This window comes from Anoxybacillus tepidamans PS2 (genome assembly GCF_000620165.1).
In the GTDB taxonomy this organism is placed as follows: domain Bacteria; phylum Bacillota; class Bacilli; order Bacillales; family Anoxybacillaceae; genus Anoxybacteroides; species Anoxybacteroides tepidamans_A.
In genome coordinates, this window is sequence record NZ_JHVN01000006.1 from 134,676 (window position 1) to 158,313 (window position 23,638).

Sequence of the window (23,638 nt, forward strand, 5' to 3'; positions counted from 1 at the left end):
GAGATAATAAATATATGTGCTAAGACAGAAAGGTGAGACAAATGAACGGATATCAAAGGCGAGCTGAACAAAAAAAACAAGACATAAAAAAGGCGACGTTGCAATTGTTGTATGATATAGATCCAAAACAATTGAAAATCAGTGATATTGCTAAAAAAGCAAATGTATCGCAAGTAACGATTTACAATCATTTTCAAAGCAAGGAACAGCTCATTCGCGAAGTTCTCATCGATTATATGGTGGAACAAATCGAGCAATACGAACGATTTTTTAGAACCGACTGTTCATTTCAAGAAAAAGTTGAATATATGATTTTTGAAAAGAAAAAAGTGCTGCAACAAATTCGCGTCGATCTGTTCCAGCAATTGATGAAAGAAGATGAACAGCTTCGTGACAGCGTCGAACTGTTATCACAAACAAGAATTATTCCTCTTTTTATTGAAATGGTGAAAGAAGCGCAACGAAAAGGGGAAATCGATCCAACTCTTTCAATCGATACACTTTTATTATATGTAAAAATATGGAGGGATATTGGTCAGCAGCTTCATCCCTCGATCTACAACGAGCGAATGACTGAGGAGTTGATCCGCTTATTTTTCTATGGAGTGAAAGGGGAGAAACGATGAACAGTGAACTGTTGGAAAAGCAACAGCGTTATTTTCATCGGGGGGAAACAAAACAAGTAAAGTTTCGGCTTAAGCAACTGGAAGCACTAAAACGGGCGATTCAAGCGCATGAACAGGAAATTATCGCAACGTTACACGACGAATTGCACAAATCACCGCTTGAGTCATACAGCACTGAAATCGGCTTTGTATATAAAGAAATCTCATTCATCATGAAGCATTTGCGAAATTGGACAAAGCCGAAGCGCGTAAAAACGCCGCTTACCCATTTCGGCTCTAAAAGCTATTTATACCCTGAACCGTATGGGGTGAGTTTAATTATCGCTCCTTGGAATTACCCGTTTCAACTGGCAATGGCGCCGCTTGTAGGAGCGATCGCCGCAGGAAACTGCGCTGTCGTGAAGCCTTCCGAATATACGCCGAAGATGTCTTCTCTATTGAACAAGATGATTTCCGAGACGTTTGCCGATGAGTACGTAACGGTCGTTGAAGGCGGCGTCGATGTTAGCACAGCATTATTAAAGCTGCGATTTGATCACATTTTCTTTACTGGGAGCGTTCCTGTTGGAAAAAGGGTGATGGAGGCAGCCAGCAAGCACCTCATTCCAGTAACGCTGGAGCTTGGCGGGAAAAGCCCGGTCATTGTTGATGAAACGGCGCATCTTGAACTCGCGGCGAAACGGATCGTTTGGGGGAAGTTTTCCAACGCGGGGCAGACGTGCATTGCGCCCGATTATTTATTAGTGCATGAAACGGTAAAAGCGCGGCTTCTTGAAAAAATGAAGCATTACATTAACGAGTTTTACAATAACGGCCATTACGCAAAAATCGTCAGCGAACGCCATGCAAAGCGGCTTGTTTCTTTTCTCGAAAAAGGAACAATCGTATACGGAGGGCGTTATGATATCGAAAAACGCCACATCGAGCCGACGATCATCGAGGACGTTGCTTTGGATGCCCCTGTCATGCAGGAGGAAATTTTCGGTCCGATTTTGCCCGTATTCTCATTTTCGTCCATGGATGAAGCGATTGGCATCATCCAGCAATTCGAAAAGCCGCTTGCGCTTTATTTGTTTTCAGAAAGCCGCGAAGTGCAAAAAACCATACTAGAGCAAATTCGCTTTGGCGGCGGCTGCATTAATGATACGCTTTTGCATATTGCCACTCCTTATTTGCCGTTTGGCGGTGTCGGCGAAAGCGGTTTTGGCGCCTATCACGGCAAAGCGAGCTTTGATGCGTTCTCGCACTACAAAAGCATTTTAAAACAAACGACCCGCTTTGATTTTCCGTTCCGTTATCCTAACTACCCTTACGCGCTCAAGTGGATGAAAAGATTGCTTAAATAATGCATGGGTTTCCGTGCATTTTTTCTTTGAAAACGAACGCCTATTTTCTAAAATGGAACATAGGTAGGTGAAGAACATTGCTCAGTAAACGCAAAACATTGCAAGAAATTGTCGAAGAATGGAAGAAAAATGAACATGTCGTCTATTGGCATACGGTTCCAGAAAGAGAGGCTAAGGTCGTCCCATATCCTGAATCCCTTCATCCGAAGCTGCGGGAGTCGCTCGAAAAGCGGGGGATTTCTGCGCTGTATACCCATCAAAAAGACGCGTACGAAGCGGTGGAGGCGGGGAAAAACATCGTCGCCGTCACGCCGACGGCCTCCGGAAAGACGCTTTGCTATAACTTGCCGGTATTGCAAACGATCCTTCACAACCCGGATGCGAGGGCGCTCTATTTATTTCCGACAAAAGCGCTCGCACAAGATCAAAAAAGCGCCTTAAACGAAATCATTGCGGAAATAGAGGCAACCATTTATTGCGATACGTACGACGGCGATACATCGCCGGTGATTCGCCAAAAAGTGCGGAAAGCGGGCAATATTGTGATCACCAATCCCGATATGCTGCATTCTGGCATTTTGCCGCATCATACGAAATGGGTATCGCTGTTTGAAAATTTGCGCTTTGTTGTGATTGACGAATTGCATACGTATCGCGGCGTGTTTGGTAGCCATGTCGCTAATGTGATCCGCCGTTTAAAGCGGATTTGCCGATTTTACGGTAGCGAACCGCAATTTATTTGTACATCTGCTACGATTGCCAATCCGAAAGAATTGGCGGAAACATTGACAGGAAAAGAAGCGGTTTTAATTGATCGCAACGGTGCTCCAGCGGGGAAAAAACATTTCGTCTTTTACAATCCCCCTGTTGTGAATCCGGTGCTTCATATTCGGAAGAGCGCGGTATTAGAAGCGAAATCGATTGCGAGCGAACTGTTAAAACATCGCATCCAAACGATTGTCTTTGCGAAAAGCCGCGTTCGCGTCGAACTTTTGTTGTCGTACTTGCAGCAGCTAGTGAAGCATGAGCTTGGAAGTCGCTCGATTCGCGCCTATCGCGGCGGCTATTTGCCGAGCGAGCGAAGGGCGATTGAAAAAGGATTAAGGAGCGGAGAAATTTATGGTGTTGTAAGCACGAATGCGCTTGAGCTAGGCGTGGATATCGGACAACTGCAAGCATGCGTCATAACGGGCTATCCAGGCACAATCGCCAGCACATGGCAGCAGGCAGGACGCGCTGGGCGGCGGCAGGAAGAATCCGTCGTTGTCATGGTAGCAAGTTCAAGTCCTCTCGACCAATATATTATTCAACATCCATCGTACTTTCTTGAACGAAACCCGGAGACCGCTCGCTTAAACCCAAACAATCTCATCATTCTTGTCGACCATGTCAAATGCGCCGCCTTTGAATTGCCGTTTCGCCGCGGGGAAACATTCGATGGAGTAGACGTGGAAGAAGTTCTCGAATTTTTGACGGAGGAACGGGTGCTGTATCGCCGGGGCGAAAAATGGTATTGGATGAGCGATTCGTTTCCGGCCCATGGCATTAGCTTGCGCTCCGCTTCGCAGGAAAATGTAGTGATTATTGATATTTCACAGACAGGCGCTCATCGGGTCATTGGTGAAATGGACCGATTCAGCGCGATGACGCTGCTTCATGAAGAAGCGATTTATTTGCATCAGGGGATTCAATATCAGGTGGAAACGCTCGATTGGGAAGAGAAAAAAGCGTATGTGCGTGAAGTCGATGTCGATTATTTTACTGACGCGAATTTAGCTGTTGAATTAAAAGTATTAGAAGAAGATCGAAAGCGAGAAACATCCGCTGCAGAAATCGGTTTTGGCGATGTAATGGTGCTCGCGAAGGCGACGATTTTTAAGAAACTCAAATTGGAAACGCATGAAAACATCGGCTCAGGCCCCATTCATTTGCCGGAAGAAGAGCTGCATACGAATGCTGCATGGATCAGTATCAAACGCGAATGGCTGCCGCATTGGAACGATGCGCGGCTTGAACAGGGGCTGATTGGCATTGCCCACGTGCTGCAATCTGTCGCTCCGCTGTTTCTTATGTGCGATCCATCCGATTTGCATGTTGTCGCTCAAGTTAAATCCGTGCACAATGAACAACCGACGATTTTCTTTTATGACCGATATCCAGGCGGCATCGGCTTAAGCGATGCGCTGTATCAAGTGATGGGACAAGTGCTTGCGGAAGCGAAGCAAATGATCGAGCGCTGCCCATGCGAATCTGGATGTCCGTCTTGCGTCGGCACGGACGCATGGTCGACGCATGCGAAAAGCGATGCCAAGCGGCTTTTGCATATGCTGAAGTAAAGAAAGGGTTTTGCAATGATGTCACTCAAACAAAAACTAGCCAGATTAAAAGGGCATATGCCAACACATTCTCCAGTTGGTGAACCGGAAAGAGAAGCAACCGACATTCCTTATTTAGACAAGTGGCGTGATTGGAACGCCGAACCATTCTTTTTCGACGGCGACTATTGTTTCATTCGCGAGGTCGTCTATCCGCTCGATGCAAGACACGGCATGTATCGGCTTGGCGATTTGCACGATGTTCATAACAAGTGGCAGCGTTCATCGCTTTCTCATCCGCTCTCTAGTGCGGGGCATGATACGAGCGATTTGTTTTTCTTCGATACAGAAACGACTGGATTGGGAAGCGGAGCGGGCAATACAATTTTTTTGCTTGGGCATGCTCGCGTGTATGAAGACCGTGTAGTTGTAAGGCAGCATTTTTTGCCGCATCCCGGAGCAGAAGTGGCGCTGTACCAAAGCTTTTTATCTGAAGTCGATTATACGACCCTTGTCACGTACAATGGAAAAGCGTTTGATTGGCCTGTAGTAAAAACGCGCCATACTCTTATTCGTGATCACGTTCCGAAATTGCCCGCATTCGGACATTTTGATTTGTATCACGCGGCCAGAAGAATATGGCGCTATCGGCTTGAATCGCTCCGGCTTGCGCAAGTGGAAAAAAACATACTCGGGGTCGAGCGGACGGAAGATGTTCCTGGTTTTTTAGCGCCGATGCTGTATTTCGATTTTCTCTCTACGAAACACCCCGACAGTATTGCCGGGGTGCTTAGGCATAATGAAATGGACGTGCTATCGCTTATTGCTCTATATATTCATCTATCGAAGCAAATTTTGCAGGCGCAAGCGATCGAACATGCGTCTGAACAATTGGAAATGGCACGCTGGTTTGATGCGGTGGGGGAAGCGGACGAAGCGAAAAAAGTGTACGGAAAAGTGGCTGAAAGTGATGCGAAAGAGGCAGCCAAAGCGAAATGGAATTTGTCGATGATTTATAAAAAAGAAAAAAAGCATGATGAGGCGATTGCACTTTGGCAGGAGTTGCTTGCAAGAGGAAATGACGGGTGGAGCGTCAAGGCGGCGATCGAGTTGGCGAAAGTATATGAACACCATTACAAGCAACCAGAACGTGCATATGAATATGCGCAAATAGCATATCACGAATGGAAAGAGCTTGTTCGCACCCATCGGACAAACGAATCGCCGCACGAGTTTTTACGGCGGCTCGAGAGGCTTGAGCGGAAAATAAAGAAATAACTATTTCCTTGGAAAGCGCAAAATACGACAGAAAATACAGAAAATTTATTTTTTATCGACGAAACTTGTAGAAAAATCGAAGAGTGTGTACAATTATGTGTTGTGAATATAGAGCGTACAAAAAGTGATGGATGGAGAGACGAGCCGTGAGAAGCATGTATAAAAAAATTCTGTATCTGTTTTTTGTCGTTGTCGGTTTAACAGTTGTTGTGTTTACAAATTTAACATAATGGACATTTGTTTGAAAAATAGGTACGTGCACTAGTACGTGTCCGCTCCTTTCATCATAGGCTAGTATTGTAAAACAGCTTATGAAAAAAGGAGAGATGCGCATGTTTTGCAGACCAAACGTAGTGGCGCCAATTGTTCATCCACCAAAATGCTGTGTACAGCATCACGTCCAAGCGACAATTGTGCCACATATTCATCCGTCCCATACAACACATGTGAATCACCATATTTATCAACATCAACACTATTTCCCACACACAGAGTCTGCTGTAAATGAGGTAGCAAACCAACATTTTTTCTGTCCTGGCCCTGGTCCGATGCCATTTGGGTTCTAAAGGATGGTGAAACAGGAACTGAATATTCAGTTCCTGTTTATTTTTTCAGCGAAAGGAGGCGACGGCAGTGCTTAAAATATTGGCAGTGACCGGTTATAAGCCATATGAACTAAATATTTTTGCGAATAATCATCCAGCGGTTTCATACATTAAAAAGGCGATTCAAAAACATTTGATTGAACTTCTAGACGAAGGATTAGAATGGGTCGTCATTAGCGGACAGCTTGGAGTGGAGTTATGGACGGCGGAGGTGGTATATGAATTGCAGGAAACATATCCGCATTTGCAGCTCGCGGTATTAGCACCATTTGAAAACCAAGAAGAGCGTTGGAGGGAGGATAATCGGGAATATTACGAGTTCATCATTTCCCAAGCTGATTTCTTTGATTGTATTACTAAAAGACCATACGAAAGTCCTGCGCAGTTTCGCCTAAAAAATGAATTTATCATCGCTAAAAGCGAAGGATTATTGATCGTCTATGATGAAGAAAAAGAGGGGACGCCGAAGTTTATGCTGCAAACGGCTAGGAAAAAAGAAGGTTATCCGATTTTTGTTATTTCTTTTGCCGATTTGCAAGCGATCATAGAAGAAGAACAAATGAGTCAATGGGAAATTGACAATCGGTAGACTTTCTGAAAAAATAAAGAAAAGAATAGCGGAATGTGGAATTGAGGTGAAGAATCATGTTGGCAGGTCGTATTAAGTTAACGGCAAAAGATATTTTAGAGAAAGAGTTTAAAGTGAGCATGCGTGGCTACAATCAGGACGAGGTGGATCAATTTTTAGACATGATCATCAAAGATTACGAAGCGTTTCATCAGGAAATTGAGGAATTGCAACAAGAAAATATGCGCCTTAAGCATCAGTTGCAAGAATCGCAAAAACGACAACCTACTCCTACCACCGGCACGACGAATTTTGACATTTTGCAGCGGTTGTCGAATTTAGAAAAGCATGTGTTCGGCAACAAATTGTATGAATAGGATACATAATAAAAAATTTCCCATTGAAGTGAGCCGAAAAATCGACTATACTACATTATGCAGATATAATAACATTAATAGTGTTCGGGTAATCGCTGCGGCAATGTTTGCCGTAGAGGAAAGTCCATGCTCGCACGGTGCTGAGATGCCCGTAGTGTTCGTGCCTAGCGAAACGATAAGCTAGGGCAGCTTGGCTTCGGCTGGGCTGACGGCGGGGAAAAAGCCTACGTCCGTTTGGATATGGCTTGATTACCCTGAAAGTGCCACAGTGACGGAGCTCTAAGGGAAACCTTAGAGGTGGAACGCGGTAAACCCCACGAGCGAGAAACCCAAATAATGGTAGGGGCACCTTCCCGAAGGAAATGAACGGAGGGAAGGACAGATGGCATTTCATCTGTAGATAGATGATTACCGCCGGAGTACGAGGCGAAAAGCCGATTGCAGTACGAAGGAACAAAACATGGCTTACAGAACACTATTAATGGCTAAAAGGAACGAAAAAGCTCTTCCTGCATGTGGGAGAGCTTTTCTTACTTAGGGGAAGTATACATAAAGCTGTTGCTGGGAAGTTTTATTGAACGTAGAGAGGATGCTCAGCGTGATGGAGCAGACATTATTGGTCAAGGCTGCTAAGGGCGTTGCTACGGCTTTCTGTGATCGTAGAAGGCGTAGAAACGGAAAAACAGTTGAAATTTTTACAAGCGCAAGGATGCGACTGTGCACAAGCTTATTATATGTCTAAGCCGCTTCCATTTAGTGAATTGCAACAGTTTTTAAAGAAATGAACGGCAATTAGGAGGGAATATGCGTGGGCAAATTAACAATTATTGCGACGGCCGCCATGGGCATCGAGTCGATCGTCGCCGATGAAGTGCGGCGCCTTGGTTATGAATGCAGCGTCGAAAACGGCAAGGTGACGTTTACAGCGGATGAATCGGCGATTTGCCGCGCCAATTTGTGGCTGCGTACGGCTGACCGCATTAAAATTAAAATTGGCGAGTTTCAAGCCACCACGTTTGAAGAGTTATTTGAGCAGACTAAAGCGCTTCCGTGGGCCGATTATATTCCGGTTAACGCGGAATTTCCTGTGGTTGGGAAGTCGGTGAAATCTAAATTATTCAGCGTGCCAGATTGTCAAGCGATCGTGAAAAAAGCGGTTGTTGAGAGTTTAAAAAAACATTATCGCGTGTCATGGTTTGAAGAAACAGGTCCCCTCTATCGGATCGAAGTGGCGCTTCACAAAGATATCGCCACCTTAACCATTGATGCAAGCGGCACGGGGCTGCATAAGCGCGGTTATCGTGTGGGACAAGGCGAGGCGCCGCTGAAGGAAACGTTGGCGGCCGCGCTCATTCAATTGACGAATTGGACACCAGACCGCCCGTTTGTCGATCCGTTTTGTGGATCGGGAACCATTCCGATTGAAGCGGCGCTCATTGGTCAAAATATCGCCCCAGGATTTAACCGCGATTTTGTCTCAGAGCAATGGGATTGGATTGGAAAGCGAGCATGGGAGCGAGCGCGCGAGGAAGCGGAAGATTTAGCGAACTACGATCAACCGCTCGACATTTCCGGCTTCGATATTGATCATCGCATGGTGCAAGTCGCCAAGGACAATGCGTTAGAAGCGGGGCTTGGGGACTTGATTACATTTAAACAGATGCAGGTGAAAGATTTTACGACGAAAAAACAATACGGCGTGATCGTCGGAAACCCACCATACGGAGAAAGGCTTGGCGAGCGTAAAGAAGTTGAAAAAATGTATGAAGACATGGGGAAAACGTTCGCGAAACTCGATACGTGGTCGATTTATATGTTAACCGCGCACAAGGAGTTTGAAAAATATTACGGAAAACCTGCAACGAAACGGCGCAAATTGTTTAACGGATTTATTGAGACACAATATTATCAATACTGGGGACCGCGGCCACCGAAGGCGTGATTTTTTGCTTTCTTTTTCTTAAACGGAAATGGACATCACACTTCTTTTTCTATTTTTAGATAAGGAAGTGTGATTTTTTGTCTTTTAAACTAAATACATCGTATTGCTGATCTAGAATATTCAGCTAAATCCAATGGCTTCATAAAATAGACGCTGTTTTTGCATACTATAAACAGCGAATTCATGGAGGTGAATCGTGTGGGAGACTGGAACGAACAAGCGAGCCAAAACAATAATGCTCCAGCTGAAGTAGATTTCAAAACGGAGATGTTCGCGGAAAAACGGGTGCAATTGAACGTTCAAGAGCAATATGGAATGGAATCGGCGAAACGCGAGCAAAAAGCAGTACCTTCACAACAGTTTGAATAAAAAGCACCATCTGCTGTGTAGCAGATGGTGCTTTTTGAAAAACATCCCACCTTCGCAGAAGAGGTTCGCATGTTTATATATTGCTTCCTAACGGTTGGGCTTGATTCATGAATGGCGGCGGTTCTTGAAGCCAATCACGCTTAATCATTAATTCTTTCAAAGGAATGGCGACTGATAAATGTTGAATTAAAAATTTCGAGAACATTAATCCGATGTCGGCGCGAATGGATTCAGAAAGCACCCGTACACCGTGGGTTAAAGCAACGACAAGATTATATGACATTAAATTGGCGATTTCCCGGTCGGTATATCTTGCGCCTTCCGAGATGGAGCGATAATCGCCAAGCGGTTTTGGCGAATAAACTTTAGGCAACGGAACGCCTTCGTTTAAAAGAAACTTTTTTAGATCAGCCACAATTTCTTTATGGGTCGCATAGATGTCCTTGAGTGTTTCCCTTAATTCATTGTCTTGGGCTGTATTAATCCAAATTTCTTCAAGGCGCAACGTGCTATCCCCCATCACGGTGTACATCCATATATTGCTCACTTCTAAAGTATTCAACGGTTTTTTTTCGCCATCTAAAAAAGGTTTAAACAAATCATATAACATGCCAAGATAATTCATATGACCTTCCTCCATACAGGGCATTTAATGCGGCTTGCTTTACGCTGTAGTTTGCCCGGAAAAATAGGATTTATACGATGCACAGCAACTGCTGCGGTTGAAGCGGAACGAGGGGCTTCATGACGATGGGCGGTGAATGGATTTGCGTTTTTTAGCATAAACATAAAAAGGGGTGGTAGATGATGAAACAACTCGGCATGGATTGGATCAAAATTTCACAAGCGCTTGAAAACACGTATATGCTTCTTGAGCAGCAAGAGATGCAATCGGAAGAACTTCAGCAGATTGAAATGGCGAAACATGAGTGGAAACAGGCGTTTACATACGCATTATCAGATGTATTTCGCGCTTGATGACAATCAGCGCCCCGGCTCTTACATTGACATCTTCCAACATATAAGGGATAATAATAGATTGTTACTCTTATTATGTTTATTACTTTGGAGGGGGTCAAAGATGAGCCGCGGGCGCTATCCTTTTGCCTTAGAGAAAAATGAGAACTTCTTTGACAAATTAAGTGAATGGATTGGGGATGTATTCTACGATATTTTGCCGGAGGCTGGATTCGAACTTCGCGATGAGCAAGTGTATATGGCATTCCAACTTGAGCGTGCGTTTAAAGAGAAAAAGGTGATGTTTGCCGAAGCGGGAGTGGGAACGGGAAAAACGATTGTGTATTTGTTGTATGCGATTTGTTACGCCCGTTATACAGGCAAGCCGGCGATCATCGCCTGCGCTGATGAAACGCTTATCGAGCAGTTGGTGAAAAAAGAAGGGGATATCGCCAAGCTTTCGCAAGTGTTAGATTTACATATTAATGTGCGTCTTGCTAAATCGCCAGATCAATACTTATGCTTACATAAACTCGACGAAGTGCTAATGACAGAAGACGATGTGGAGTTGTATGAGCAAATTTTTGATGAACTGCCGGAGTTTGTCCACGACCATCGGGCATTGCAGGCGTTTTACCATTACGGCGACCGAAAAGAATATGCGCATTTAAGCGATGAGCAATGGAAAAAGATTGCGTGGGATCCGTTCCAAGATTGTTTTGCCTGTGAAAAGCGACATCGCTGTGGACAAACATTATCGCGTGAACATTATCGAAAAGCGGCAGATTTAATTGTCTGTTCTCACGATTTTTATATGGAGCATGTTTGGACGTATGAGGCGCGCAAACGGGAAGGCCAGCTCCCGCTTTTGCCGGAGGCGAGCTGTGTTGTGTTCGATGAGGGACACTTACTAGAATTTGCCGCCCAAAAAGCGCTCACATACCGCATGAAAGAAACAACGCTAGAGACGTTGCTTTCGCGGTTATTAGAAAACGACATTCGCGAACAATTGGCTTATCTGATTGAGGAAACGCTGCAAATGAGCGATACATTTTTTGCTGAATTGGCACGTTGTTCGACGGAAGTTGTCGGTTCAAATCGACAAGAAATCGAGTTTTCGCCAAGGCTTGTTCACCTTGCCAAACAGCTGCACGAAAAAATCGGTAAAATTGGAAATGAGCTCGTGTTTGAAAGCGAAACATATACGATCGATCACTATCAGTTGAATATTGTCGATGAATATTTAGATCAAATTGAACATTCGCTTCATTTGTTTATCCATAACCGCGAAGCCATTACGTGGTTAGAAGCTTCGCGCGAAGGGAAGACGCTTGTCATTATGCCGCGGACGGTGCAAGAAGTGTTGCGCGAGAAAGTATTCAGTAAACAAATGCCGTTTATTTTTTCGTCTGCGACGTTATCGAACCGCAAATCGTTTGAATATATAGCCGACAGCCTGGGAATCGACGACTTTTTATCCTTTAGTGTGGACTCGCCGTTTGATTATGATGAACAAATGGCGATTTATATGCCAGCTTTCCCAAAAGATAGCCAGCTGTTTTCCGAAAAATACAGATATGTGCTAGAAAAAGTACGCGAAACTAATGGACGAGCTCTCATTTTGTTTCCTTCGCAGCAAGAATTAAGACAATTTAAACAGAATGCGATGAAAGAGCATGAATTTTCTTTCTTGTTTGAAGGAGATCGGGAAATTAGCGAGTTAGTCGCCACGTTCCAAAGGGAAGAGGAAACGATTTTATGCTCAGAACATTTATGGGAAGGTTTAGATATTCCGGGACCATCATTATCCAATGTCATTATTTGGTCTCTTCCGTATCCGCCAAACGATCCCGTTTTTCAAGCGAAGCGGAAAGCGTATGCCGACCCGTTTTGGGAAGTGGATGTGCCGTATATGCTGTTGCGCCTTCGACAAGGGGTCGGGCGCTTGATTCGCACGCACGAAGACCGCGGCATTGTATCGATCCTTGTGACAAACGATGAAAATGAAAAAGTAATAGAAGCGGTTAAAAGCGTCCTGCCGACGGCTGTGAGGGAAGAATGATTTCTTCCCTTTTTTTATGAAATCTTTGCATTCATGAGACCTGTTTGCGAAGAGAAACCCAATCAGTCATAGATGTTTTTGTGTAAAAAAGAGGAGATTGGCGATTTGAGTGGAATTTATATAGTCGACAAGCCAAAAGAGAGGAGAGATGGCATGTTAAAAGAAACCGAGCAACAGTTTTTACGTTATGTTAAAAAAATGATGAGCTACAATGAAGCGATCCAAGTAATGTATTGGGATATGCGCACAGGTGCACCAAAAAAGGGCATCGAACAACGATCGGAGGTCATCGGTGTTCTTTCTCAGGAAGTGTTCAAAATGTCGACATCTGAAGAGATGGCGGCATATATTGCCAAGCTTTCCCCAAGCGATGTGCAGGCGCAACTATCCGATGTTACCCGCTGCACATTAGCTGAATGTAAAAAAGAATACGAGCGAAACAAAAAAATTCCAGCCGATGAATATAAAGAATATGTCGTTCTCCAGTCTAAAGCGGAAAGCGTGTGGGAAGAAGCGAAAGCGGCGTCGGATTTCGCAATGTTTCGTCCATATCTCGAAAAGCTAGTGGAATTTAATAAGAAATTTATTGAGTATTGGGGGTACAGTGGCAACCGTTATAATACGCTGCTGGATTTATACGAGCCGGGAATGACGGTTGACATATTGGATGAAGTATTTGCGAAACTTCGCGAGCGAATCGTCCCGCTTGTTCAAGATGTTGTTGCCGCGGAACATAAGCCGGACACTTCGTTTTTGTTTCAACCGTTTCCAAAAGAAAAACAGCGCGCTTTTAGCCTAGAATTGTTACGCGAGCTGGGATACGACCTTTCTGCAGGGCGTTTAGATGAAACCGTTCATCCATTTGCGATTGGCATAAACCCTGGCGATGTCCGCATCACCACGAGATACGATGAAAGAGATTTCCGCACGGCGTTGTTTGGGACGATTCATGAGTGCGGTCATGCTTTGTATGAACAAAATATTTCCGACGAGCTAGTCGGTACACCTTTATGCACAGGAACATCGATGGGGATCCATGAATCGCAGTCGCTGTTTTACGAAAATTTCATCGGTCGCCATTATTCGTATTGGAAACGCAATTATCCGCTTTTGCAAAAATATGCGCCTGAGCAATTTGCAGACGTTTCGCTCGATGCGTTTTACCGGGCTGTGAATGAAGCGAAGCCATCCTTGATTCGCATCGAAGCGGATGAACTGACGTATCCGCTCCATATTATGGTCCGGTATGAAATTGAAAAAGGATTGTTTAACGGAACGATTGAAGTAAAAGATTTGCCAGATGTTTGGAACGATAAATACGAAGAATATCTTGGCATTCGTCCGCATAACGATGCTGTTGGCGTGCTTCAGGATGTGCATTGGTCGGGCGGAAGCTTCGGCTATTTTCCGTCATATGCGCTCGGTTATATGTATGCCGCGCAATTGAAGCAGGCGATGCTGAAAGATTTGCCACATTTTGATGAACTGCTTGAAAAAGGGGAGCTTTTGCCGATCCGCAATTGGCTGACGGAAAAGGTTCACTGCTTCGGAAAAACGAAAAAGCCGCTCGATATTTTACGGGAAGCGACCGGAGAAGAATTAAATGTAGACTATTTAATTCAATATTTAGAGAAAAAATATAAAGCGGTTTATCAGCTATAAGCTTAAGCCCCTCCCTAGGACAGGAGGGGGCTGTTTTTACCACAATTTATAGCCTTTCGATCCCGGAGGTGCATTTTGAATCATATCGATGAACGGAATCGTGTATGCAAGCAAAATCAAAACAACGGTAATACCGATCCAAAGTTTCCAATTTTCGAATGCAAGCGGCGTGCGCTCCGCTTGCTCTGCTACTTCCGCCACGGGGAATTCTGTTTCGCCTTTTGGTGCAAAAAATGCTAAGTTTGTGACAATAACGAGCACTAAAATAATGCCGATAAATAAAATCGTTCCGCCGACCGCTTGAACGATTTGATATGGAATCCATTCAAGCGCTTGCGGCGAGTTGGCGTATGTCGAGAATGCTGAGCGGCGAGGGGCGCCGAGCAATCCGGCAAAATGCATCGCCCCAGACATAAAGCACATGCCGACAGCCCAGACAATCGTTTGAATGATGGCCAACCGGTTCATCGCTTTTGTCATCATGCGTCCGCTTAAATGCGGAATGAGCCAATACGCTCCCCCGAAAAACGTCAAGACGACAGTCGTAGCAAGCGTCAAATGGAAGTGCCCTGTTACCCAAATCGTATTGTGCACGACTTGGTCGAGCTGATGGGAAGCGTTCACCAGTCCGCCAGCTCCAGCTGGAATAAAGAACACCATTCCGACAAACGGCGCAAAGAAGCGAGCATCCCCCCAAGGCAGTTTGCGCAGCCAGCCGAAAAGCCCCACCGCTCCTTGAGAGCGTCCGTACATTTCAAATGTAGCAAACATGGAAAACGCTGTCATGAGTGAAGGAATGACAACCATAAATGTTAAGACAACTTGAACGTATTTCCAAAATGGATCAATCCCTGGTTCCATTAATTGATGGTGGAAGCCAACTGGGATCGAGAAAAGCAGAAACAAGATAAACGACAAGCGAGCCAGCGAATCGGAGAATATTTTTCCACCGATAATTTTAGGAATAATTGCATACCAAATCATATAAGCTGGCAATAACCAGAAATAAACGAGCGGGTGACCGAAATACCAGAACAACGTCCGGCTCACAAGCACGTTTACCCGATCCACAAGCCCCAACGACCACGGGAGCAGTTGAATGAGTACGGTTGCTGCTACGCCAAGCGAGCAAACGAGCCATAACACCATATTCACTACCGCCATAAATGAAAGCAGCGGACCTACTTCGCCCGGATGTGCTTTTTTCCAGCGGGCGTAATGAGTGAACATGGAAAATCCGCTAATCCAGCTGCCGACAACAACCAGCGTCAAGCCGATGTAAAATCCCGGATGTGCTTGCAGCGGCGCATAAAACGTGTAAAGGACAGACGCTTGCCCTGTTAAGATAAAAAATGCTGTAACTGCTGTTCCAATCGTCATAAGCCAAAAGCCAACCCAGCCAAAAAAACGAGCTCTGCTAGAAAACGTTCCTGCTGTTCGACTGATGGCGGCAAATTGAAAACCGATAATAAAGAAAGTCGTTAAGACAAGTCCTAACAGCACGCCATGGGTCGTTAAAATCGTATAATAGCTAATATTGGCAGGTAACGTAAATTTTCCAGAACGAACCAACGTTTGTAACAATCCTGCTAAACCACCAAGCCCTAATGCAATAAAAGCAACGTAAATATAAGCCAATGCTAGTTTCGCATCGCGGCGATCTACTTTTACTGTTTCAGCCATTGTTTATCCACCACCTTGATTCGCGCTGTCATCATATGGTGACCAGCACCGCAATATTCATTGCATAAAATTGTATATTCTCCCGTTTGATCGAACGTTTTTGTGAATGAGTTCACAAATCCGGGTTCAACCATCATGTTAATATTCGTTCCGGCCACTTCAAAGCCATGAATCACATCTTTCGTTGTGATATTAATTGTGACTTTTGCACCTTTTGGAATTTCTATTTGGGACGGTGTATAACTGAACGCAGAAGCGACCATATTTAATTGATATTTGTTATCTCCGGTTTTGACGAGTCCTAGTTTGTTAAACGGTGGAGTTTGATCGACTTTTTCGGGATCGATCGTTGTCAAACAGCTAGGCGGCTGATTTCCTTTTGCGAATGCGCTGACCCCTAGCACGGTCAAAAAGACAAATAAGCAACCAATCCCGAACGCGAGCCAAATTTTTTCGTATTTGTGGATATGCATACCATCTGTTCGCTCCTTTCTTCTATAGGCGTTTTAAAAATAGAAAATATACGCTCACCCATGTGAAAATAAGGAAAAAACCGACTAAAAATGAAGAAGCGAGCGTTCCTTTCAAGTTGCTATTCTCTGATGTTTTCTCTTGAAGCTTGTCCATGTTTTCTTGTAGCTTAACCATCTTTTGTCCCTCCTTTCTTTCATCCCCCAACACATTGATTACACTTTCATCATACAAAACAAATAATGATTTGGTAGGGGGGTTACATCATTTCACAAATTGTTCATTACTTACTTTGTCACTATCGCAACAGTGAGAAATTGGTCCAATAGGGATTTTAGTCATACGTTGCTTTCTGAAAATGTGGCGATATTGTGAATATGTGTTTGAGATGGGGATAGCAGGAAACGAATGTTGGCTTATCAAAGCGGGAGGTACCACGTTAAAATGGATATTATGATGTCTTGTTTCGCAGATTCCAGAAAGAATTATATTTTCATTGAAGGGGGCGAAAGGGGAATGATAGAGAATTGATTCAGATCGTTTGTTTGGTTGCGGATTAAAGAAAGCGTAAAAATTGGAATTCTAAGCTCTAACATTAACAGTAAAGAGGGGGATGGAGAGAGCAGAGAAAAATGAAAGGTTCTCAATCGTTAGGCGTTGTTTTTTATCCAATGGCACAAAGTTGATGAAACCATTTGGGAATAGACGATCATAACGACCAATGGCCTGTTCTTCCCAGCATTCTTTGTTCGGATGCCGGGAAGAAAGGAGAATAGCTCTCTAGCCGTTCGATCCGCTTTGTTCTTGACTGATGTTAACAATCAACAAATTCGGTCTTTCCGCTAGCGAAACTTCTTCGTTTGTTGATAAGTAGCGAATATGAGGGCGCTGCATATGATCGACAATTTTTGTGACAATGGCTTCTTTGCCGTCGCTCATTGTTACTGTTGTACCTGGTGGATAAGAAGGAATCGTATTAATAAAAAGACGAACTAACTGTTGTGAAAAATCAATATCGCTTTTAGCCATCAATATTTCCATCGCTTCATGCGGCGGAACGCCTTCTTTAGAGAGAAGGTTTTCAAACCGGTTTGCGATGCCGCAAATTTGTGCATATTGATGTATTTGTTGATCGTGAATTTGTCGCGGCACACCTTCTCCGTTAAACATCTCGTGATGCTGGTATGCAACATGAGCAGACAATAAGCTGATTTCCCGATTCTTCCTTAAATAATTGAACCCTTTGACGGTATGGTGTTCCTCGCCTTTCACCGCCTTTCCGATATCATGCAATAATGCTCCGATCGCTAAGTCGTTCATTTGCAAATGGTTGAGCATCAGCTTTTTTCCAAGCTGCAATGCTAAAAGGGCGACGTTCACAGCATGCGCATAAAGCTGAAGCTCAGAAGCCAAAGAAGTCGATGGAATAATAATTAATATTTTCCGCTTGCTAACTTCATCAAGTAATTTGAAAGCGAGCTTTTGGATCGCGCGAATATCCAGCAGTTTGTTAACTTTCGCATCTTCAAAAGCTTGTTGGACGACCTCGACGGCATCCATCCATGTTGGCATATCCACTAATTCTTCCATCGATATTCCATCGGAAATGAAATCATCGACAAATAAGTATTTAATATCCATTTGCTTTAGCCGTTCAAGATATTTAGGATGAATCGTTCTTCCAGCCGCCAACAAAACGCGGCGGTGGCGGTCATAAATCGGTCTTGCTAGTTGCATTGTTTTATCATTGTACTCTTCAATTGTAATTAACCTCATCGATAAAATTCTCCTTTAACAGATTCACCGAGAAGTCTCCCACCTCTAAGCGAAGTGTAGGTGGGGGAGGTTCATATGTACATCAACAACTCGCTAACTTAAGAAATGAGAGCTTTTCTATAGTACAAATAAAAGTATATAATGATTGAATAAATGGAACAAGGAAGCAAATGGTGCTACTGTGTGAATTTGTATGATGAAGGATCGCGATTAGTGCGAGTCTCGTAAAAAGGGTTTTTATTTATATTTTGTGATCAGGGAGCTCTCGGATTTTCCGTTATCAATCATGTAACGGCCACTTTTGAATCAGCTTTCTGTTTAGTACGGTAAATCAGCAGGTTAATATAAACAAACGAACGATGTGATATATTTAATTAAAATTGTTCGTGTTTTTCTGCAAACCTCTTTTCAAATAAGATAAACCGTGCTATACTGCTAGTAACTTTATATCGCTGACCCACTCATATAATTGCAGGAATATGGCCTGCGAGTCTCTACCGATCGACCGTAAATCGATCGACTATGGGTGGCAATGTCAGGAACGGATGGGATGGATGTTATGTAGGTGCGATGCAAGTTTGCTAATATCCATCTTTGTTTTCTTGTTGCTTAAAAGACATTGCCTTACTCATATATAAGGGTGGGGCGGTGTTTTTTAAGCTTTTTATTTTTTGAGGAGGAACAGCATGCGAGAATTGTATGAAAAAATTCGGGAAGAAGGAGAGATTCTTTCTGATCATGTGCTGAAAGTGGATCGCTTTTTAAATCATCAAGTCGATCCCGTATTGATGATGCAAATAGGCGAAAAGTTTGCCGACATCTTTCGTGACGAAAGAATTACGAAAGTACTAACACTTGAGTCTTCCGGGATCAGCCCGGCGCTTATGACGGCGTATGTGCTGAACGTACCGCTTTTATTTGCGCGCAAGAGAAAATCCCTTACATTGCAACATAGCTTGTACACAGCCAAAGTCTACTCGTTTACAAAACAGGAAGAAACAGAAATTTCCGTTTCCCAGTCGTTTCTTGATCAGAATGACCGCGTATTAATTATTGACGACTTTTTGGCGAATGGACAAGCTGCGTTAGGGTTAGTTCAGGTTGTCCAACAGGCGGGGGCAGAGGTGGTTGGAATCGGAATTGTCATCGAAAAAGCATTTCAAGATGGAGGAGAGTTATTGCGTAGTTCCGGCTTCCGCGTAGTGTCGCTTGCCCGCATTGCTTCATTAGAAGGAGGCCAACTTCAATTTTTAGAAGAGGTGATGAACAAATGAATCCAATGAAACTATTATCTTTAGGGTTGCAGCATGTGCTAGCGATGTACGCGGGAGCGATTATCGTTCCGTTAATTGTTGGCGGCGCTTTAAAATTGACACCGCAGCAGCTCACATATCTTGTCGCGGTGGATTTATTAATGTGTGGAATCGCAACGTTATTCCAAGTATGGCGCAACCGCTTTTTCGGAATCGGATTGCCTGTGATGCTAGGATGTACTTTTACGGCCGTCGGTCCGATGATTGCGATCGGACAGCGCTACGGACTATCAGCGATATACGGAGCGATTATTGTTTCCGGGATTTTTGTAGTGATCATCGCCAAATATTTTAGTAAATTGCGTGTGTTTTTTCCGCCGATTGTTACTGGTTCGGTCGTTACGGTTATCGGCTTGACTTTAATTCCGGCAGCGATGAACAACATGGCAGGAGGGCAAGGAGCGAAGGATTTCGGGAATATTGACAATATTGCTCTATCGTTTGGCGTGCTTTTATTTATTATTGTTTTATACAGATTTTTTTCCGGGTTCATTCGTTCGATTGCGATTCTTCTTGGCATGGTTGCGGGAACGATTGTGGCAGCTTGGATGGGGAAAGTCGATATGAGTGCGGTGAAAGAAGCATCATGGGTGCATTTGCCTCATTTATTTTATTTCGGCATGCCGACATTTAATATGACGGCAATCTTGACGATGGCGCTAGTTGCCACGGTGAGCTTGATTGAGTCGACCGGCGTCTACTTTGCTTTAAGCGACATTTGCAAGCGGCCGCTAACAGATAAAGACTTAGCAAATGGATATCGTGCGGAGGGGCTTGCGATTTTTCTTGGCGGGCTGTTTCAGGCATTTCCGTATACGACCTACTCGCAAAATGTCGGTCTCGTTCAGCTTTCAGGGGTGAAAACTCGCCAAGTGATTTATGTGGCTGGAACGCTCCTCGTTGTGCTTGGATTGATTCCGAAAATTGCAGCGATGACGACCATTATCCCGGCACCGGTGTTAGGCGGAGCGATGGTGGCGATGTTTGGCATGGTCATTGCCTACGGTATTAAAATGTTAAGCCAAGTCGAGTTTGCCTCTCAAGAAAATTTATTGATCATCGCTTGTTCCGTTGGGATGGGGCTTGGAGTGACAGCTGTTCCGAACCTATTTGCTGATCTACCGTCAAGCATTCGGATTTTAACCGATAACGGCATTGTCGCAGGCAGTATGACAGCCATTATTTTGAACATTGTCTTTAACGTATTGCCGGCCAAAAAACGCGGTCAGTCCTCGTCACCAGCTCTTCGAGAGCAGCAAGTATCGTAAAGTGTAAATCATGAAATAAAGCGCCGTCGCCATTTTATGAGGAAATGGAGCGGCGTTTTTACTTTCTTTAACATATCTACTGAGAAGTCTCCCACCTCTAAATGGGGTGTAGGTGGAGAGGTTCAAAATATTAGGAACAAATGCATCCATCTTTACATTGTTCCCCGAGTAATCTTAAAATGAGAAGTAGATTTTATAGTAATATTGAAAGTGAGTGAAGTATAATGGGTCGCAAATGGAACAACATTAAGGAGAAAAAAGCGTCAAAAGACGCCAACACGAGCCGTATTTACGCAAAATTTGGCCGGCAAATTTATGTGGCCGCCAAGCAAGGTGAACCTGACCCAGAGTCGAACCGCGCTTTAAAGGTTGTGCTTGAGCGCGCGAAGACGTACAGTGTGCCAAAAGCGATTATTGATCGCGCCATTGAAAAGGCGAAGGGCAGCGCGGACGAGAACTATGATGAATTGCGTTACGAGGGCTTTGGACCGAACGGTTCGATGGTCATTGTCGATGCGTTGACAAACAATGTGAACAGGACGGCATCAGAGGTGCGGGCTGCCTTTGGCAAAAATGGCGGTAATATGGGGGTTAGCGGATCGGTTGCCTACATGTTTGATGCGACTGCCGTTATCGGACTTGAAGGCAAAACAGCCGACGAAGTACTTGAAATATTAATGGATGCAGATATTGATGCTCGCGACATTCTAGAAGAGGATGAAATGGTCATCGTGTATGCGGAGCCAGATCAATTCCATGCGATGCAAGAGGCGTTTAAAAATGCGGGCATCACCGAATTTGCTGTTGCCGAGTTAACGATGCTTCCGCAAAGCTACGTGACGCTTCCAGAAGAGGCGCTCGCGCAATTTCAGAAAATGATTGATGCGTTGGAAGATTTAGAAGATGTTCAGCGCGTCTATCATAACGTCGATCTCGGCGAGTAGATGAAGAAATGTGCGATAAACAAAAGGCGAACAAGTGTATTTTACATTCATGAACAGAAAAATGTAAGTATCTTGATAGGCTGCTTGATGTGCAGAAAGCATTCGCTACATCGGGCGGCCTTTTTGCGTTTATTTTATATGGAACGTTTTTACCAGATGCCTTCGTTTCTGCGGTGCTCTCAAAGTTTCCGGACTAGCAGAAGGCTGAAAGGGAAGGGGGAAAATGCGACGATCAGATAGAAACAATTACATAGGCAGCGCTGACTGATGTATCGGGAAATGCCGTGTTTTTTAGCGATCTTTTTCCGGTCATCTAGCGCCTTCAGTCGTTCCTTAACATTGCGATAGAAACAGTGTATGGAGTTATTTGTATTTTTTAAAAAATAAAGGGAATAGTACAGATAGCTGATAAAAAAGAGGTGGAAGCATGCCAGCTATTGTTTCTGTTGGGCTCGCGTCATTACCTTTCAAAGTGCAACAGGAAGAAGCGCGCCAATATGTAAAGGAGCTGTTCGAGCCATCCATTCCGCATATCGAACGATTGCTGCCGATTTTTGCAAACGGCGGCATTGAAGCAAGATCGTTTGTGCAACCGCTTGAATGGTATAAAAAGCGACACCGGTTTTCGGAAAAAAACGATTTGTACATTGAAAATGCGGTTCGCTATGGGTGCGAGGCGATTGAAAAGTGTTTGAAAAACCGCTCTTTTCTTAATAAACCGATCGACTATGAGGAAGTAGAAGCGATTTTTTATATATCGACGACTGGGCTTGCCACACCAAGTATCGAAGCGAGGATTATGAACGTGTTGCCGTTTTCTCCTCATACAAAACGCGTGCCGATCTGGGGATTAGGCTGCGCGGGCGGAGCGGCGGGGGTGGCACGTGCTTACGAATATTGTTTGGCGTTTCCTAAGGCACGAGTGCTTGTAATTGCGGCAGAATTTTGCAGTTTAACGTTTCAGCCACACGACGATTCGAAAAGCAATCTTATTGGCACGTCGCTGTTTGCCGATGGAGTGGCATGTCTTTGCGTAGCGGGCGATGCGGCGATTGATGAGACCTGTCCGCATATTATTGATGTACAGTCGGTGCTGATGCCGCATTCGGAAGAAGTGATGGGGTGGGATGTCCGAGATGACGGGTTGTTTGTAATATTTTCTAAAGATATCCCTTCGCTTATTCGCACATGGCTTGCCCCGAATGTGGAAGCCTTTTTGCAAAGAAACGGCCTTTTAATGAGCGATATTCGTCATTTTATTGCACATCCTGGCGGGAAAAAAGTGATTGCCGCGTATCAGGAAGCGATGATGATCGATGAACAAAAAACGAAGCTGTCGTTTGATATTTTGCGCCGTTTTGGAAATATGTCATCCGCAACGGTTTATTTTGTATTAGAACAATTTATGCAGCAGTCGATTCCGAAAGGCGATTATGGCTTGATGGTCGCTCTCGGCCCGGGATTTAGCGCTGAGCTCATTTTATTGCGTTGGGAGTGAGGAAAGTGCGGTTTTATCTCTTCTTTTTTTTCGTTGTTTCCATGAGAGTGATCGAATTGTTTATTGCCAAGCGAAATGAGAAGGTGTTAAAGGCGATGGGGGCTGAAGAAGTTGGCGAGCGACATTATCGTTTGATGGTGGCGATGCATGCCCTTTTTCTCCTTTCTTTTTTACTGGAAGCGCGATATAGAGGCGGGGCTTTGTCCCCGTGGTGGCCGCTTCTTTTTGCCATGTTTCTTGCTGTTCAAACGCTGCGCATATGGTCCATTGTCTCGCTTGGAACGTTTTGGAATACGAAAATTCTCGTTTTGCCTAACGCAAATGTCGTTGTCAAAGGACCGTACCGCTTTTTACGTCACCCGAATTATCTTGTCGTTATGTTGGAATTTTTGTTGATCCCGTTATTGTTTCAAGCGTATGTAACAGCGATTGTATTCTCTTTACTCAATGCTTATGTTTTGTCGGTGCGCATCTCTATGGAAGAAAAAGCGCTTGTTGCCATGACCAATTACGAGCATCATTTTCACAAACGCCCTCGTTTTCTTCCGTTTCTCTCCGCTAAGTAGCAGCGGGGAGTT

The 23,638-nt window shown here is 44.3% G+C and carries 23 protein-coding genes, 1 other RNA gene and 1 riboswitch; of the genes, 19 read left to right on the forward strand and 5 right to left on the reverse strand.

The features are described 5' to 3' along the window. Nucleotides 1-41 precede the first annotated feature (41 nt). The 11 genes from N667_RS0108355 to N667_RS19980 all read left to right on the forward strand — a co-directional run bounded on the left by N667_RS0108355 (nt 42) and on the right by N667_RS19980 (nt 9,426). Complete coding sequence (locus tag N667_RS0108355) at nt 42-626, forward strand: TetR/AcrR family transcriptional regulator (RefSeq protein WP_027409159.1); 585 nt, start codon at nt 42-44, stop codon at nt 624-626. Next, complete coding sequence (locus tag N667_RS0108360) at nt 623-1,972, forward strand: aldehyde dehydrogenase (RefSeq protein WP_027409160.1); 1,350 nt, start codon at nt 623-625, stop codon at nt 1,970-1,972. Before N667_RS0108355 ends, N667_RS0108360 begins: the two co-directional genes overlap by 4 nt. 77 nt (nt 1,973-2,049) lie before the next feature. Next, entirely contained in the window at nt 2,050-4,308 is a 2,259-nt protein-coding gene (locus tag N667_RS0108365) for a DEAD/DEAH box helicase (protein WP_027409161.1), read from the forward strand. 18 nt (nt 4,309-4,326) lie between these two features. Next, the gene (locus tag N667_RS0108370) at nt 4,327-5,565 is read left to right on the forward strand and encodes a ribonuclease H-like domain-containing protein (RefSeq protein ID WP_027409162.1); all 1,239 of its coding nucleotides are present in this window, start codon (nt 4,327-4,329) and stop codon (nt 5,563-5,565) included. 332 nt (nt 5,566-5,897) lie between these two features. After that, nucleotides 5,898-6,131 (forward strand): spore coat protein, encoded by a 234-nt coding sequence (locus tag N667_RS19400; RefSeq protein WP_084279036.1) that lies wholly within the window; start codon nt 5,898-5,900, stop codon nt 6,129-6,131. A 67-nt stretch (nt 6,132-6,198) separates the two neighbouring features. Continuing rightward, nucleotides 6,199-6,759 (forward strand): DUF1273 domain-containing protein, encoded by a 561-nt coding sequence (locus N667_RS0108380; protein WP_027409163.1) that lies wholly within the window; start codon nt 6,199-6,201, stop codon nt 6,757-6,759. A 56-nt stretch (nt 6,760-6,815) separates the two neighbouring features. Continuing rightward, on the forward strand, nt 6,816-7,115 hold the full coding sequence (gene gpsB / locus N667_RS0108385; RefSeq protein WP_027409164.1) for a cell division regulator GpsB: 300 nt from the start codon (nt 6,816-6,818) through the stop codon (nt 7,113-7,115). An 80-nt stretch (nt 7,116-7,195) separates the two neighbouring features. Continuing rightward, nucleotides 7,196-7,588, forward strand: an RNA gene (gene rnpB / locus N667_RS19405) — RNase P RNA component class B. 165 nt (nt 7,589-7,753) lie between these two features. Then, nucleotides 7,754-7,900 (forward strand): EAL domain-containing protein, encoded by a 147-nt coding sequence (locus N667_RS19410; RefSeq protein ID WP_232223915.1) that lies wholly within the window; start codon nt 7,754-7,756, stop codon nt 7,898-7,900. Between the two features lie 23 nt (nt 7,901-7,923). Further along, nucleotides 7,924-9,057, forward strand: coding sequence for a class I SAM-dependent RNA methyltransferase (locus tag N667_RS0108395; RefSeq protein WP_027409165.1), 1,134 nt, complete (start codon nt 7,924-7,926; stop codon nt 9,055-9,057). Nucleotides 9,058-9,255: 198 nt separating this feature from the next. Continuing rightward, the gene (locus N667_RS19980; protein WP_198020529.1) at nt 9,256-9,426 is read left to right on the forward strand and encodes a hypothetical protein; all 171 of its coding nucleotides are present in this window, start codon (nt 9,256-9,258) and stop codon (nt 9,424-9,426) included. Between the two features lie 73 nt (nt 9,427-9,499). Here N667_RS19980 and N667_RS0108405 read toward each other — a convergent pair whose 3' ends face one another. Continuing rightward, nucleotides 9,500-10,051 carry a DUF3231 family protein gene (locus N667_RS0108405; RefSeq protein ID WP_027409166.1) on the reverse strand — a complete coding sequence of 184 codons (552 nt, stop codon included), beginning with the start codon at nt 10,049-10,051 and terminating at the stop codon, nt 9,500-9,502. Between the two features lie 182 nt (nt 10,052-10,233). Between N667_RS0108405 and N667_RS19985 the strand changes: the two genes are divergently transcribed. The 3 genes from N667_RS19985 (at nt 10,234) to N667_RS0108420 (ending at nt 14,107) form a co-directional block, all read left to right on the forward strand. After that, nucleotides 10,234-10,404 carry a hypothetical protein gene (locus N667_RS19985; protein ID WP_198020530.1) on the forward strand — a complete coding sequence of 57 codons (171 nt, stop codon included), beginning with the start codon at nt 10,234-10,236 and terminating at the stop codon, nt 10,402-10,404. Between the two features lie 103 nt (nt 10,405-10,507). After that, nucleotides 10,508-12,445 carry an ATP-dependent DNA helicase gene (locus N667_RS0108415; protein WP_027409167.1) on the forward strand — a complete coding sequence of 646 codons (1,938 nt, stop codon included), beginning with the start codon at nt 10,508-10,510 and terminating at the stop codon, nt 12,443-12,445. 153 nt (nt 12,446-12,598) lie between these two features. Further along, nucleotides 12,599-14,107, forward strand: a complete 1,509-nt coding sequence (locus N667_RS0108420; protein WP_027409168.1) for a carboxypeptidase M32 — start codon at nt 12,599-12,601, stop codon at nt 14,105-14,107. Between the two features lie 36 nt (nt 14,108-14,143). Here N667_RS0108420 and N667_RS0108425 read toward each other — a convergent pair whose 3' ends face one another. The 4 genes from N667_RS0108425 to N667_RS0108445 all read right to left on the reverse strand — a co-directional run bounded on the left by N667_RS0108425 (nt 14,144) and on the right by N667_RS0108445 (nt 18,037). Next, nucleotides 14,144-15,790: a b(o/a)3-type cytochrome-c oxidase subunit 1 gene (locus N667_RS0108425; protein ID WP_027409169.1), complete on the reverse strand. Its 1,647-nt coding sequence runs from the start codon at nt 15,788-15,790 to the stop codon at nt 14,144-14,146. Further along, nucleotides 15,775-16,263, reverse strand: coding sequence for a cytochrome c oxidase subunit II (locus N667_RS0108430; protein WP_027409170.1), 489 nt, complete (start codon nt 16,261-16,263; stop codon nt 15,775-15,777). Before N667_RS0108430 ends, N667_RS0108425 begins: the two co-directional genes overlap by 16 nt. A 22-nt stretch (nt 16,264-16,285) precedes the next feature. Beyond that, nucleotides 16,286-16,417, reverse strand: coding sequence for a hypothetical protein (locus N667_RS0108435; protein ID WP_027409171.1), 132 nt, complete (start codon nt 16,415-16,417; stop codon nt 16,286-16,288). Between the two features lie 624 nt (nt 16,418-17,041). Next, nucleotides 17,042-18,037: an HD-GYP domain-containing protein gene (locus N667_RS0108445; RefSeq protein ID WP_027409172.1), complete on the reverse strand. Its 996-nt coding sequence runs from the start codon at nt 18,035-18,037 to the stop codon at nt 17,042-17,044. A 441-nt stretch (nt 18,038-18,478) separates the two neighbouring features. Then, nucleotides 18,479-18,580: riboswitch (purine riboswitch) on the forward strand. 143 nt (nt 18,581-18,723) lie between these two features. Between N667_RS0108445 and N667_RS0108450 the strand changes: the two genes are divergently transcribed. The 5 genes from N667_RS0108450 (at nt 18,724) to N667_RS0108470 (ending at nt 23,626) form a co-directional block, all read left to right on the forward strand. Next, entirely contained in the window at nt 18,724-19,311 is a 588-nt protein-coding gene (locus tag N667_RS0108450) for a xanthine phosphoribosyltransferase (RefSeq protein WP_027409173.1), read from the forward strand. Beyond that, on the forward strand, nt 19,308-20,618 hold the full coding sequence (locus N667_RS0108455) for a nucleobase:cation symporter-2 family protein (RefSeq protein WP_027409174.1): 1,311 nt from the start codon (nt 19,308-19,310) through the stop codon (nt 20,616-20,618). The genes N667_RS0108450 and N667_RS0108455 overlap by 4 nt, the downstream gene beginning before the upstream one ends. A 224-nt stretch (nt 20,619-20,842) precedes the next feature. Next, on the forward strand, nt 20,843-21,562 hold the full coding sequence (locus N667_RS0108460; protein ID WP_027409175.1) for a YebC/PmpR family DNA-binding transcriptional regulator: 720 nt from the start codon (nt 20,843-20,845) through the stop codon (nt 21,560-21,562). A 427-nt stretch (nt 21,563-21,989) separates the two neighbouring features. Continuing rightward, entirely contained in the window at nt 21,990-23,060 is a 1,071-nt protein-coding gene (locus N667_RS0108465) for a type III polyketide synthase (protein WP_027409176.1), read from the forward strand. Between the two features lie 41 nt (nt 23,061-23,101). Further along, a complete protein-coding gene (locus N667_RS0108470) occupies nt 23,102-23,626 on the forward strand; it encodes an isoprenylcysteine carboxyl methyltransferase family protein (RefSeq protein WP_198020534.1) in 525 nt (174 codons plus the stop codon). The last annotated feature ends 12 nt before the right edge of the window (nt 23,627-23,638 follow it).

Excerpts from the sequence above, each read along its gene's own strand:
- N667_RS0108355 (WP_027409159.1), top strand. The coding sequence starts at position 42 with ATGAACGGATATCAAAGGCGAGCTGAACAAAAAAAACAAGACATAAAA.
- N667_RS0108360 (WP_027409160.1), top strand. The coding sequence starts at position 623 with ATGAACAGTGAACTGTTGGAAAAGCAACAGCGTTATTTTCATCGGGGG.
- N667_RS0108370 (WP_027409162.1), top strand. The coding sequence starts at position 4,327 with ATGTCACTCAAACAAAAACTAGCCAGATTAAAAGGGCATATGCCAACA.
- N667_RS19400 (WP_084279036.1), top strand. The coding sequence starts at position 5,898 with ATGTTTTGCAGACCAAACGTAGTGGCGCCAATTGTTCATCCACCAAAA.
- gpsB (WP_027409164.1), top strand. The coding sequence starts at position 6,816 with ATGTTGGCAGGTCGTATTAAGTTAACGGCAAAAGATATTTTAGAGAAA.
- N667_RS0108405 (WP_027409166.1), bottom strand. The coding sequence starts at position 10,051 with ATGAATTATCTTGGCATGTTATATGATTTGTTTAAACCTTTTTTAGAT.
- N667_RS19985 (WP_198020530.1), top strand. The coding sequence starts at position 10,234 with ATGAAACAACTCGGCATGGATTGGATCAAAATTTCACAAGCGCTTGAA.
- N667_RS0108415 (WP_027409167.1), top strand. The coding sequence starts at position 10,508 with ATGAGCCGCGGGCGCTATCCTTTTGCCTTAGAGAAAAATGAGAACTTC.
- N667_RS0108420 (WP_027409168.1), top strand. The coding sequence starts at position 12,599 with ATGTTAAAAGAAACCGAGCAACAGTTTTTACGTTATGTTAAAAAAATG.
- N667_RS0108425 (WP_027409169.1), bottom strand. The coding sequence starts at position 15,790 with ATGGCTGAAACAGTAAAAGTAGATCGCCGCGATGCGAAACTAGCATTG.
- N667_RS0108430 (WP_027409170.1), bottom strand. The coding sequence starts at position 16,263 with ATGCATATCCACAAATACGAAAAAATTTGGCTCGCGTTCGGGATTGGT.
- N667_RS0108435 (WP_027409171.1), bottom strand. The coding sequence starts at position 16,417 with ATGGACAAGCTTCAAGAGAAAACATCAGAGAATAGCAACTTGAAAGGA.
- N667_RS0108445 (WP_027409172.1), bottom strand. The coding sequence starts at position 18,037 with ATGAGGTTAATTACAATTGAAGAGTACAATGATAAAACAATGCAACTA.
- N667_RS0108450 (WP_027409173.1), top strand. The coding sequence starts at position 18,724 with ATGCGAGAATTGTATGAAAAAATTCGGGAAGAAGGAGAGATTCTTTCT.
- N667_RS0108455 (WP_027409174.1), top strand. The coding sequence starts at position 19,308 with ATGAATCCAATGAAACTATTATCTTTAGGGTTGCAGCATGTGCTAGCG.
- N667_RS0108460 (WP_027409175.1), top strand. The coding sequence starts at position 20,843 with ATGGGTCGCAAATGGAACAACATTAAGGAGAAAAAAGCGTCAAAAGAC.
- N667_RS0108465 (WP_027409176.1), top strand. The coding sequence starts at position 21,990 with ATGCCAGCTATTGTTTCTGTTGGGCTCGCGTCATTACCTTTCAAAGTG.
- N667_RS0108470 (WP_198020534.1), top strand. The coding sequence starts at position 23,102 with ATGAGAGTGATCGAATTGTTTATTGCCAAGCGAAATGAGAAGGTGTTA.